We start from the raw sequence: 11,526 nt of genomic DNA, 5'->3' as shown, positions 1-11,526 counted from the left end.
CGTACGAGAGCACGCCACGGGTTACGGGCGGCAATCCTTCGAGAATGATAGCAAGTAGCTTCTTCTAGACTAGTGGCTTCGCTGCCAGTAGACCGCACGCGTATCGATCTTATGGATCTCTTCGGTGATGCCGTGCTTCTTGCGATATTCGTCAATGGCCCGCTGGCAGTCCGGGAGATTCTGATAGTCATCAAAGACGGCATAGCCGCCAGGAGAGAGCCTGGGATACAGATGCTCCAGAGCGTCGAGGGTAGAAGTATAGAGATCCGCGTCAATGCGCAGGATCGCCAGCGGCCCGATCGAGGATTTGGGCAAACTCTCGTTGAAGTAGCCTTTTAGGAACTCCACCTGTTCATCGAGCAGCGAGTAACGGGCAAAATTCCCCCGCACCGTCTCGAGAGAAACCGCCATATCGCCAAGCTTCCAGTCAAACGACTCCTTTTGTCCATCAATCGGCGGAAGACCCGCAAAGGAATCCACCACCCAGACCTTGCGATCGCGGCATGCATAGGCCTTGAGCACGGCACGCATGAAGATGGTCATGCCCCCGCGCCAGACCCCCGCCTCCAGCAGATCTCCGGGTACCTGCTTTTCCAGCACATCGACAATGCAGCGCTGCATCCGATCGAACTGCCGGGTACCAAGCATTGATTCTGCATCTTCCACACGATTTGTGGCTTCGTGTCCAGACTCGAGGTAGTCATCGGGAGTTGAAGGAAGCAGACGGACGAGTTCCAGCCGCGCCTGAGCCAGACGCTGGTTGAGCGACGCCACCAGCTTTGACTTGGCACTGCGCGAGTGAATGGTATGCCGCTCCATACCGTGTGCGACGAGTGCCCGGGTCAGAATTTTTTTCATGAGATCCAGGTAAACCTCAGCCAGGTTCTCTGGCTGAGGAAAGGTAGAAACACCAACGACTAAAGGGTTGTAAGGCTGTGAAGAAAGCATAGAACTCCAGGGATACACAGAGACCTGATTGATGGGATTCTCTAAACAAGGTTGCTGTTTCAAACTTCCAAAGCCCATCCCCGCTGCTCATGTTAAGTTCAAGAAGCTAGTATTTTAGCGATCCTCCTTCTCCATGCCTCGCATCCGGACCCTCCTGCTTCTGGCGGGTGACATCACCATCTTGTTTGCTTCCTACCTGCTCGTTGCCTGGGCAATCACAGCGTGGGGCGGCATCTGGGGCATCGACTTCTGGTTTTTTCTCACCGAAGAAAACAGCCTGGCCGGCATTACTTTCGTCACCACCTCGGTCGTACTCGGACTCTATTTCCTCGATCGTTATGAGAAAGTCCGTATTTCCAGCCGGCGGCCTCTCCTCGAAGATCTGACCCTCGTTTTTGGCATCACCTTCTTGCTGCAGGCCTTCATCAGTTATGCCCGCATCCCCTTGGTCCTGTCCCGTTATCTGATGTTGGGCGGCAGTGTCGTTGCGATCTTTGGGCTTCTCTACTGGCGCAAGTTCTACAGTTCCCTCATCCTCCAGGCCTTCGGCCGCCAGCGCATCATCTTCATTGGCGACTCGCCCATTGTGCGCGTCTTGGCCCGCTTCATCCTCGATCGCCCGGAATGCGGTTTTCACATCGCCGCCGTCTTTCATCCCACTCCTGTTGCGGAGTTTCCCGGTTGTACCGTTTCGATCCCCGATGAGAGCTTCCTGAGCAAAATCCAGGAACTCACTCCCGACTTAATCGCCGTCGCGCCCGATCTTGAAGCCAACCCGGACTTCATGCAAGATCTGCTGCAATGCAGCATGAAAGGCATGGCCGTCAAGAGCACCGGCGACCTCTACGAAGACCTCCTCCACCGCGTCTCGCTGGAAACGCTTTCCACCAAGCAGCTCATCTTCTCCCCCGCCTTCCGCCCCCGCTTCTGGGTGGTGGCCTGGCAGGCGATTTATGGCCGTGTGTTTGCCATCGCCGGACTCCTGCTCGCCTGGCCTTTTATGATCCTCACCGCGATTGCGGTGCGCCTCGATTCCCCGGGCCCGGCCATTCTGCGCCAGACCCGCCTCGGACAGGGCGGAATTCCCTTCCCCTTTCTGAAATTCCGTTCGATGTATGTCGATGCCGATGCCCGCAGCGGACCGGTACGGGCTCAGGAAAACGACCCGCGCATCACGCGTGTCGGCCGCTGGATCCGCCTCACGCGCCTCGACGAACTGCCGCAACTGATCAATGTTTTACGGGGAGAAATGACCCTGGTCGGCCCGCGTCCGGAAATGCCAGAACTCGAAAAGCGTCTGCTCGTCGATCTGCCGCTCTACACCCAGCGGCATCGCATCAAGCCCGGCATCACAGGTTGGGCGCAGATCCACCATGAGCCGGAGGATTCCATCGCCAGCACGGCGCGCAAGCTCGAGTACGACCTGTACTACATCAAGAACATGAGCCCTGCCCTCGACATCCTGACCCTCTTCCATACGGTCAAAGCAGTTCTGCTGCGCATCGGCGCCCGCTAGGCCGATCCTAATTCCGCCAGTTGCGGACTGCTTCGCCCAGATCCCGGCCCACCACTTCCCAGTCGTAGCGTTGCTCCGCCAGGCGCCGCGCATTCTCCCCCAGTTCCGGCCGGCCCTCCACTGCTTGCAGGACTGCTTCCACCCACTCCCCGGCCGTCTCTGCCGCCAGATAGTGCTCGCCCGCTTGGGCCTCAATGCCTTCAACACCCAGCGCGGTCGATACCACAGGCACCCCCGCGGCAAAGGCTTCGAGCACCTTCAGCCGGGTTCCCCCCCCGCTGAATAACGGCACAATCGCGGCCGACGCCTCGGCATAGTAAGGTTCTACCTTCGGCACCGATCCTACTACTTCCACCCCAGCCAGGTCGCCCATCTCCCGCACCTCCGGCGTGGGCCGCGAGCCCACAATGCGCAAGTGCAAGGTCTTGCGGCGGCGGCGCAGCTCCGGCCAGACTTCGCGGGTGAGAAAGCGCAGACCTTCGATATTCGGGTGGTAGTCGAGCGAGCCGACAAACAACAAGCCGCCTTTCCGCGGCTGGCCCTGCGCGGCCCCAAAGACCTGGCAATCGACCCCATTGGGCACCACCGCCACCCGGGAATCGCCAACCCAACCGTGGAGCCGCTCCGCTTCCCGCTCGCTGCACACCAGATGGACGTTGTTGCTCGCCAGCAGCCGCAGCTCGAGTTGCTTCAAGCGGCGGGCGGTCTCGCGGGCGTAAAGACCGTGCAGGAAGGACGGAGCGCGCTGCGAGTAGCGCTCCATCAATTCGCTTTCGATGTTGTGCCAGTCCCAAAGGCGCAGCGCCGCGCCGGCATAGGCGTCGAGTTCTTTCTCATAGGCCGCCATGTGCAAGGCCTCAAGCAGAATGACATCGTAAGTGTTGGTCTGCAACAGTTCCCGTAAGCGCTTGGCCATCGCCTCGCTGCGATAGTTCAAAATGCTCAGCGCCTGGCCGCCCAGCAGCCCCTTGAGCACTTTGAGCGGCGTATAGCCCTGGGGCCGTTCAAAATGCTCAACACTGGCAAAGCTCAGATCGCGATAAGCCTCCGTGGTGCGGAAAGACAGCACTTTCAAATCCGCCCAACGCGACATCTGCCGCAGCAAATGGTATTCGCGCAGCTTGGCTCCTGTATTGGGCGGATTGGCGGGGCGCGGCGATAACACCAGCACGCGCAGCTTCTTTTTCTCTTCTCCCACTGTCATTTGCTAACTTCCTTGTAAGGTTACAATCGTCCCGCCCATGGCTGAGCAAATCCGCTACTTTGTTGTCGCCATCCCTGCCGACAACAAGCCCGATCGTGTCATTCTCGTCCGCGATACTTCCATTTCGTGCGAAGACACCATCACCCGCGCCCGCATCTGCCTGGCTCAGGCTTCGCAGCCGTCCCGCGAGAACTTTGAATTTGCCGAGAAGATTGACCGTATCATTTCCGATCTCGGCGCCTCACTCACCCTCACCGTCCAGACAGAGGATCCGCGCCTCGCCTCGGCCGGTCTCGAAACGATCAAGGAACTGCTCGGCCGCCGCCATGTGCGCCAGGCTCTCGCCCTTGAAATCGCTTCGCTCACCCGCGCCAGCGCCCTCGCCGACTCCCTGCTCCCGTCGCTTGATTCCTTCTTCCGCAATCTCCCGAAGGTAAAAGTCTTCCTACGCGCCCTGCTGCATCTGAATCACGCCTACGCAGCGTTTCTGTTGTATCGCGAACTCAATATTCCTTATGAGAATACGCACGATGGGCTCGCCCCGACACTGTTTGGCGATAGCGTTTCTCTCACCGAACTGGTGGGGCAGGAAGACTTTCTCAGCGTCATGTCGAATGCGCCCTATCATGCGGTGCGCGAGGCCCTGGCGATGAACAAGTTCCAGCCTGCTTCCGACTCCCCCTGGCCCACCGCGCCGATTGAGCGCGGCACCGCCCGTGGACAGGCTCAGCTCTTCCCGATCGAGGCGGAACTCCAGCCTTACATGGACCCCGAGCACCAGAAGAACCTCATCGACCGCATGTGGGAGCAGCGCGCCGAGCTGAGCGACCTCGACGCCGACGTCCTCGACATGATGAGCGCCATCTGGCTCGAACAGGCGCGCAATACCGATTCGACGGCCCGGGCCCGCATCGATGATCTGTTGCGGCTGCGCGGCCTGAAGCCGAAGACCGGCGAGGGCGGCCGTCCGAGCGGCTTTCGCAAGGAACAGCGCGAACGGCTCTTTCGCTCACTGCACCATCTGAACAATCTCTGGGTCCGCATGTGGGAGATGGATTCGCTGACCCCCGAATCGGACCGCCGCACGCGACGCACCAAGATCCAGAACATCGCCAGCCGCGCCTTCATCATCACCGACATTGCCGGCAATCAGCGCGGCTCCGACGCGCCGCTTGAGATCGAAGAATTTCTGTTCCGCCCCGGCATGGTCTTTGCGAACTTCCTGTTTGGAGTGGGCCGCCAGACGGCGCTCTTGAGCCGCAAAGCCGTGCAATACGATCCCTATCGCCAGAACTGGGAAAAACGCCTGGCCCGCTATCTGAGCTGGCAATGGCGCATTGAGGCCTCGGTGGTACAAAGCCCCATCCGCACCTTCCGCGCCCAGACCCTGCTCGATGCCGTCGGCGAAAAGTGGACGCAGGAGGAAAACAAGACGCTCAAGGATCGTCTCGAGAAGGCGCTGCATCGCCTGGCGGCCGACTGCATCATTGCCCGCTGGTCCTGGATCCAGCCGACCAATCCGCATGCCGTGCGCCGTTTTCTAAATGAGTTCTGGCACCAGGGCAATATCGAAATCGAGCAGCCGGAGTTCATTCGCAGCCACTATTCGAATCTGTTGCCAACTCCCGATTCTGAACACGCCGCACAAAAGCAGATTCCGCTCCTCAGTGCGGCGCCCGGCCCGATCCATGAACGCTTGTTGACGGCAAGAAAGAACTCCGCACAGACCCAGGGGCAGCTCGCCGCCGTCCTCGGGATCACACAGGCTTACTATTCGCAGGTGGAAAGCGGAAAACGGGTGCCGAGCCAGGAACTGTTGCGCCGCATCGAGGATTGGATCGAATCGCTGGCATGAACCCAAAAAGCCAGTCACACGAAAATCATCTTTATTTCTGTCCTGTTTTCAATCACTTGCAAAGCGACCCGGCGGGAGGCTTGGAGCCTCATGCTATAACTGGCCCACCCCGTAGACGTTATCGCCGTTTTTTGTGGCAGTTAAGTCCTTTGTTTTCAGTGGACAGATATATTTATGGGTTTGCTATATTCCGTTGGTGTGTCCCAATGGAGACAGAATGGCGAGGCCTGATCTTGCTATAAAGTAGACGCTATCTAGGGGGGGAGTAGACGCTATCTACCCCTTACGTAGACGTTATCTCCTCCTAAAATGCCACTTAAGTCCTTTGTTTTCTATGTTGTTATAATCCTAAGGATTTTAAGTATATATAAATAAGCCAGCCTCCTTGCTATACGGCTGGCCTGCCATCCAAAACCGGCCTGACGGCCAAGGTCTTTTTCGCATGCCTGCTTACCACCTCGAAGATGAATTTCAAAATCCACAACTGGAGTCGCTGGCTTTGCGCTTCCTGGTGGAAGGCAATCGAAGTGCGGTAGAACCCTTTGCGTTGAACCAGTTCGTTCGCTACGAATCGATTTTTGAGGCCATAGAGGGCCTGCTGTTGGCCCGAAAGCCACTGGATGGTGTCGCAGGGCTAAAAGAAGCAATCGATGCGTCAGCGGGCATTTCTGGCGAAACCATCGAATCCGTTGCTGCCGAGCTGTCGCGATTGGCGCAATTGCGCTTTCTCGCCCGCTTCCAGGAGATGGCCGCCAGCCAGTTATTTGGCGGTGAAAAGGACCCGGCCAGGATCCTCGCTGCGCTCGAGACGGGGCTGAACAATGTGCGCCGGGTGATGGCTCCTGAAGGCGAAGGCGCCGTCTCGGCTGCTTCGCTGGCCGTCGAGGTCACTCGCAATGCGATCCGCCGTTTTGAGGAACGCAAGCGGACGGGCAAGTCGATCCAGGGCGTGCCCTCGGGGCTGGGCAAGTTCGACAGCCTGCTGAATGGCTTTGCGCCGGGCCTGCATGTGCTGGCCGCCGGGCCGGGCGCGGGCAAAACGACGCTGTGCCTGCAATGGGCAATCCATGCGGCCGAGAACGGGCATCCGGTCTTGTATGTGAGCTATGAGAATTCGCCGGCGAACTTGACGCTGAAGCTGCTGGCCAGCCGCTCGCAGCAGTCGCCGACCCAGATCGAGCGCGGCTTTGCGAACATCGAGGCGCTCGAGAGCGCCGGGGCCGCCTTGTCGGTGGCGCTGCGGCGCTTGCACCTGCTCGAAGGCACGCGGCGCACGACGCTCGCCTCGATCCAGCAGACCGTTTTCGGCCTGATGGACCAGGGCGACGGCGTGCCGCTGGTGATTTTCGATTACCTGCAGCGGGCCGCCCATGGCCTGGGCTACGAGCAACTGCGGCACAACGTCAGCGCGATGTCAGCCGAGATGCGCGAGATGGCCAATCGCCTGGTTTGCCCGCTGATTGCGATCTCGTCGCAAAACCGCTCGCAAGGCGAATACGGGCGCGGAGGCAAGCCGTCGCTCGACAGCCTGAAGGAGAGCGGCGATCTCGAGTACGGAGCCGATTCGGTGCTGGTGCTGCATCCGCGGGAGTCGAGCCTGGCCAGTGCCGAGGCGCGTCCGATGGAGTTGTCGATTCTGAAGAATCGCTTTGGGCCGCTGGGCAAAGTGAACCTGATTTTCCGCGCCGACCACGGCATCTTCCGCGAGGAAGCCTAGAGGCTTTTGGGATGGCCGAACGGGGCGAGAGTCTGAGCGATGCGGCACTCGGGGAGTGCCGGCCGATCCGCCAGGGCCGCTATGTGCGGGCCTTCTGCCCCTTCCATGGTGGGGATGCGCAGCGGAGCTTAAGCGTCGATACGGAGTCGGGACGCTTCCAGTGCTTTGCCTGCCAGGTGTGGGGCTATCTTGATTCGGCACGGCATACCAAACAGACTACACAGTCTACACAGACTAAATATATTCCACAGTCTGTTGAGAAAATCCGGAAACCATTGGAAGTACAGGCTTTGCTCGATCGCTGGACTTCCCTGCTCCCTGCTTCTCCGGCCGCTTTGTATCTTGAAGACCGGCGGATTCCGCTCGAGCTGGCCCAACGCCACCGGCTCGGCTTTGCCCCGCCCGGGACCTGGCCGCAGCGCCGGGCGGCGTCAAGCTGGCCTTTTGGACGGCTGGTTGTACCGCACACAACGCCCGGCGGGCAACTGGTGAATCTGTACAGCCGGGCGGTGGGCCATGCCCCAAAGGAGATCCGGCACGATCACTTGTCGGGGGCGAAGGGCTATTTTGGAGCGGGCGACTTCCCTGCCTCGCCGAAGCTCTATGTGTGCGAGGGGCCGCTTGATGCGCTGAGTCTCTTGGCGGCGGGAGCGCCGGCGGCTGTCGCGATCTTCGGGGTGCAGGGCTGGCGTCACGATTGGAATCTGGCCGAGGAATATGTCTTTGCGCTGGACAATGATGAGGCGGGCCGGAAGGCGCTGGGGGTGCTGGCGCGAGAACTCCGGCTGCGCGGGCGGAAGGTGAGCTTTTTGAGTGCGGAGCAGTTGGGAGGGGCCAAGGATGTCAATGAGGCCTGGGTCGCTGGAACTCTCGACTGGCAGGCCTCTTAATCTCTCGATCGACTAGCGCTGGCGTTTGCGCCAGACAGCAGCGCCGACGAGACCGGCGCCGACCAGGGACAGCGTGGCCGGTTCGGGGACAGGAGCGGTGTCGGTGACCTGGAGGGTTCCGGTTACGTTCGGGGTGAAAAGTTGGGAGTCCGAATATACGACGGCTGCCGCGCTAAAGCTTCCGGTTTCGCTTTCGCCGCGGGTGAAAACAAAGGGGTAGGCTTCGTTAGCGCCGGTGGTGAGCAGGAGGGCGCAGCCCTCCTCGCAGAGTTGTAAGTGGACTGTCGTATTGGCGCCATCGGCCACGATCCTGATCCTGGAGTCAGACAGGGACAGAAACGGGATGCTGCCGATCATGGTGATGGAGGAGGATTCGAGATTCAGCCAAGGTGCCGTGCTCGAAGTGACAAAGGAGTCGAGTTCGACCTGAATCGTGAAGGCAGGGATATACGAACCCGTGGCGGGCAGACTGAACTCGTAAAGAATGGCAGCCTCGGCAGGTCTGGCGAAGCTCAGGCTGAGCAGGAGGGCGCATAGGGCAAAGAATTTCATGTTGGTCCTTGGATCAGAAATGGATACTATTTTTACTGCTGGAAACTAAGGGAAGTCGGTTGAGAGAAATCTGGGGGGAGACGGCGCTTGCGCTAGTTGGCAACGCCACACAGATTGATGCCGATCGCAGTTCCCATGTCGGAGGAGTTGATACTCGAAGCACCCTGAAACAAGGTCAGCTCAGGGGAATGCGGGCAAAGCTGTCGAAGGTGAATTGAATTCGAACGGCATCGACGGAGCCGTTGGTGGGCAAGTTGAGTCAAAGAGAATGGCTGCGCATATTGCCGAGCCCAAGAATGCGGGCAGTCCAAAAGGCGAGAGAGTGGGAAAAGCGCACCTCATATAGATATCAGTAAGTACAGTACCTTGCAATCTTATTTTGATTGGAAAAGGGAAGCCGCGCTTCTGCGAAGTCATTCAGGTGGTCTTGCGGCGGGCCAAGACTATCGGGGCGCGGCGCTTGGGCGGCAAAATCAGAGGGGAGTTGGCGGAGGGGAAAAGGGAGATGGATTCGCCCGAGCTGGCTGTCGCGTCTGTTTCTCCGAGATGCAGCAGGAAAGTCGGGAGTGCGAAGGACGTCCATGAGGTCTGGGGGCGGAACCCCTTAGACCTCATGGATGTCTCCATAGACTAGCGAGACTGTTGAGTCTGTGTGGTGTGCTTGCGTTTCCGCCAGGCGGCAGCGCCTACGAGGCAGATACCGACCAAGGACAGAGTCGCCGGTTCCGGAACATCGCTGATTTCAGAAACGGTGAGGGTTGCGGTGGGGAAGGCGATGTCGAGGCCGAAGTGACTCGTGACATAGCCTGTAGCGGTAAAAGTTCCTGTTTCCGCAACACCTCGGGTAAAGGTGAAGAAGTCAGTGGGGTAGGCCGGAGTGTACAACACTGATTGATTGGATGATGTCTTCAAATCTATGCCGAAATAGGTGGTGGTGGACTCTATCATGAGACCGAGTACAGAATTCCCGGCAGAGACAAGCGGATCGGCAAGAAAGGTCAGAGAGGATGTGTTGGCAGGAACGATGACCAAGTTGGGAGTAGCGGAAAAATTGGCAAAAGTGAACTGAACCTGAACTGGTCCAATATCGCCGTTGGCGGGAAGACTGAATTCGTAGAGGACCGCAGCTTCAGCTGGTTTTACAGCGCTGAGGCCCAGGGATAGGGTGAGGAGAAGGCTGAAGGACGAGAAGAAACGCATAGGGTTATATAGTACCGATAGGTATAGTACCAAGCCCTAGAGCGGAATAAAAAGTACACCTAGAATTATATAAATATCTTAATCTTATTAAAGATAAATGTTATTAATTGGTCCTTGCCGAAGGTAAAGGAGCTCGTTTGGGGCAGGCTTCTTCATCTCTCCATTGTCTAGTGAGACTGTGGAGAGAGTTGGCGTTTCCGCCAGGCGGCGGCCCACCAGACCAATGTCGGCCAGGGATAACTGGCGAGCATGGTCCCTAGGTTTAGGGAGCTAAAAGTTCCTGTTTCCGTGAAGCCTTGCAGGAAATTGAACTGAGGGGGCTCGAGGGCGCCCAAGGCGATGACAGTGGAAGTCTCAGTAATGTCTGTGTAGAAAACCAACCAGGAATTTTGGGGATCGATTCACCGTTTGCGGGCAGGCTGAAGTCAAAAAGGACGGCCGCCCCAGCTTCTCCCTAGCCGGCTTCCGCTCGCGAAGTTTCGAATCCGCCTCCAGGCTGCCTGGTTAGGGAGTCTTGCTGCGCCGGCGGCCGTCGAGGGATTGGGCTTGCTCGAAGGCGCGGATCAGATTCGCGTCGGCCTTGGCCAGGTGTAAGGCGGCCCGGATGACGAGACTGTCGGTGGAGCGACGGCCTTGGGCGGCGAGATAAGCGGAGAGTTCGCGAATCACCTGCCGGTCCTCATCGCGCAACCAGAACTGCACTGCGGCGCCACGTTTTTCGGTCTTGGCGGGGGCTTCCGGTTTTTTTGCACGGGGTGGGGGGGCGGGGAGGCTGGGGACTTCGGTTTCTGGCGCCGTCTCCGGGTTGCCCTCGCGACGCAGGGCGGCGAGCAGTCCCTCCATCTTCTTGTCTTTCATAGCTCGATGCTACGGCTTAGTCTCAACAGTGTCAATAGTCTATGTAGTCTATGCAGACTATTTCTGTTTGAGGCTGCCCAGGCTGAGCACGGCGAGGGCGAGTTCGAGGGCTTCCTCGCGGGCGCTGCCGTCGAGGGACTTCCAGCCCTGGGCGATGGCGTGTTTGTAGCACTCGCGTTCGCTCAAGTTGACGCCGAGAGCGGGGGCGGGGATGAGCCGGGCGGATTCGTCGAGCAGCTTGCCGAGTACGGTGCCCTTGCGGACCTTATTGAAGACGACGCGGGCCGAGCCGGGATTGCGGCTTTCGACAAACTGGACGGCGTCGGCGGCTTCCCAGATGTCGGCAAGCGAGGGGGTGGTGACGATGAGGCAGAGGTCGGCGCTCCGGACGGCGGTGCCGGTGGCGGCGTGTTCGAGGTTGGGCGGGGTGTCGTAGAGGGTGGGACTGCCTTGCTTGGCGTTCTGGCCGCCGAGCAGTTCGAGCGCTTTGGTGCTGGTGCCCTGGGCATCCCAATCGAGGAGAACGGCATCGCGGCCCGCCTGTCGCAGCGCCATCCAGAGAAGCAGAGAGACCGTCGACTTGCCGACGCCACCCTTTTTTGCAAGCAGTGCAATTTTCATGGATTTTCTTAGTCTAAGCAGTCTGCGCAGACTCAGCAATCTGTGGAGACTGTGTAGAGTCACTAGGATTCGGTCAGCCGTTATGATGGAAAGAGTTCGCTCGTACGCAACGCATGATATCCATTCAAATCCATCAGGGAAGAGAAGCTCTGACAACCCTGGAGC

The 11,526-nt window shown here is 59.0% G+C and carries 10 protein-coding genes; 4 read left to right on the top strand and 6 right to left on the bottom strand.

The features are described 5' to 3' along the window. Nucleotides 1-69 precede the first annotated feature (69 nt). Nucleotides 70-948 carry a TylF/MycF/NovP-related O-methyltransferase gene (locus M017_RS0100130; RefSeq protein ID WP_272945381.1) on the bottom strand — a complete coding sequence of 293 codons (879 nt, stop codon included), beginning with the start codon at nt 946-948 and terminating at the stop codon, nt 70-72. Between the two features lie 133 nt (nt 949-1,081). On the opposite strand from M017_RS0100130, the gene M017_RS27200 reads away from it, so the two are divergent. After that, entirely contained in the window at nt 1,082-2,464 is a 1,383-nt protein-coding gene (locus tag M017_RS27200; RefSeq protein WP_051669374.1) for a sugar transferase, read from the top strand. 7 nt (nt 2,465-2,471) lie between these two features. Here the strand turns inward: M017_RS27200 and M017_RS0100120 are convergent, their stop codons facing one another. Continuing rightward, nucleotides 2,472-3,668: a glycosyltransferase family 4 protein gene (locus M017_RS0100120; protein ID WP_035957531.1), complete on the bottom strand. Its 1,197-nt coding sequence runs from the start codon at nt 3,666-3,668 to the stop codon at nt 2,472-2,474. A gap of 37 nt (nt 3,669-3,705) precedes the next feature. On the opposite strand from M017_RS0100120, the gene M017_RS0100115 reads away from it, so the two are divergent. From M017_RS0100115 to M017_RS0100105, 3 genes are all read left to right on the top strand, one after another. Continuing rightward, entirely contained in the window at nt 3,706-5,523 is a 1,818-nt protein-coding gene (locus M017_RS0100115) for a helix-turn-helix domain-containing protein (RefSeq protein ID WP_051669373.1), read from the top strand. 442 nt (nt 5,524-5,965) lie between these two features. Next, the gene (locus M017_RS0100110) at nt 5,966-7,240 is read left to right on the top strand and encodes a DnaB-like helicase C-terminal domain-containing protein (RefSeq protein WP_155121131.1); all 1,275 of its coding nucleotides are present in this window, start codon (nt 5,966-5,968) and stop codon (nt 7,238-7,240) included. Nucleotides 7,241-7,251: 11 nt separating this feature from the next. Beyond that, entirely contained in the window at nt 7,252-8,130 is an 879-nt protein-coding gene (locus M017_RS0100105; RefSeq protein ID WP_031494821.1) for a toprim domain-containing protein, read from the top strand. 12 nt (nt 8,131-8,142) lie between these two features. Here the strand turns inward: M017_RS0100105 and M017_RS0100100 are convergent, their stop codons facing one another. From M017_RS0100100 to M017_RS0100080, 4 genes are all read right to left on the bottom strand, one after another. After that, the gene (locus tag M017_RS0100100; RefSeq protein WP_031494820.1) at nt 8,143-8,682 is read right to left on the bottom strand and encodes a PEP-CTERM sorting domain-containing protein; all 540 of its coding nucleotides are present in this window, start codon (nt 8,680-8,682) and stop codon (nt 8,143-8,145) included. Nucleotides 8,683-9,312: 630 nt separating this feature from the next. Next, complete coding sequence (locus M017_RS0100090; RefSeq protein ID WP_031494817.1) at nt 9,313-9,882, bottom strand: PEP-CTERM sorting domain-containing protein; 570 nt, start codon at nt 9,880-9,882, stop codon at nt 9,313-9,315. A gap of 504 nt (nt 9,883-10,386) precedes the next feature. Next, a complete protein-coding gene (locus M017_RS0100085; protein WP_031494816.1) occupies nt 10,387-10,740 on the bottom strand; it encodes a hypothetical protein in 354 nt (117 codons plus the stop codon). A 57-nt stretch (nt 10,741-10,797) separates the two neighbouring features. Then, a complete protein-coding gene (locus M017_RS0100080; protein ID WP_031494815.1) occupies nt 10,798-11,361 on the bottom strand; it encodes a ParA family protein in 564 nt (187 codons plus the stop codon). Nucleotides 11,362-11,526: the final 165 nt, after the last annotated feature.

The sequence above is a fragment of the Bryobacter aggregatus MPL3 genome (genome assembly GCF_000702445.1).
In the GTDB taxonomy this organism is placed as follows: Bacteria; Acidobacteriota; Terriglobia; order Bryobacterales; family Bryobacteraceae; genus Bryobacter; species Bryobacter aggregatus.
The sequence above is the reverse complement of the archived record's forward strand: the minus strand, read 5'-3'. Positions and strand labels throughout refer to the sequence as shown.

What these genes read in the sequence shown, in the direction of transcription:
- M017_RS27200 (WP_051669374.1), top strand. Translation starts at nt 1,082, where the DNA reads ATGCCTCGCATCCGGACCCTCCTGCTTCTGGCGGGTGACATCACCATC.
- M017_RS0100105 (WP_031494821.1), top strand. Translation starts at nt 7,252, where the DNA reads ATGGCCGAACGGGGCGAGAGTCTGAGCGATGCGGCACTCGGGGAGTGC.
- M017_RS0100080 (WP_031494815.1), bottom strand. Translation starts at nt 11,361, where the DNA reads ATGAAAATTGCACTGCTTGCAAAAAAGGGTGGCGTCGGCAAGTCGACG.
- M017_RS0100115 (WP_051669373.1), top strand. Translation starts at nt 3,706, where the DNA reads ATGGCTGAGCAAATCCGCTACTTTGTTGTCGCCATCCCTGCCGACAAC.
- M017_RS0100120 (WP_035957531.1), bottom strand. Translation starts at nt 3,668, where the DNA reads ATGACAGTGGGAGAAGAGAAAAAGAAGCTGCGCGTGCTGGTGTTATCG.
- M017_RS0100085 (WP_031494816.1), bottom strand. Translation starts at nt 10,740, where the DNA reads ATGAAAGACAAGAAGATGGAGGGACTGCTCGCCGCCCTGCGTCGCGAG.
- M017_RS0100110 (WP_155121131.1), top strand. Translation starts at nt 5,966, where the DNA reads ATGCCTGCTTACCACCTCGAAGATGAATTTCAAAATCCACAACTGGAG.
- M017_RS0100090 (WP_031494817.1), bottom strand. Translation starts at nt 9,882, where the DNA reads ATGCGTTTCTTCTCGTCCTTCAGCCTTCTCCTCACCCTATCCCTGGGC.
- M017_RS0100130 (WP_272945381.1), bottom strand. Translation starts at nt 948, where the DNA reads ATGCTTTCTTCACAGCCTTACAACCCTTTAGTCGTTGGTGTTTCTACC.
- M017_RS0100100 (WP_031494820.1), bottom strand. Translation starts at nt 8,682, where the DNA reads ATGAAATTCTTTGCCCTATGCGCCCTCCTGCTCAGCCTGAGCTTCGCC.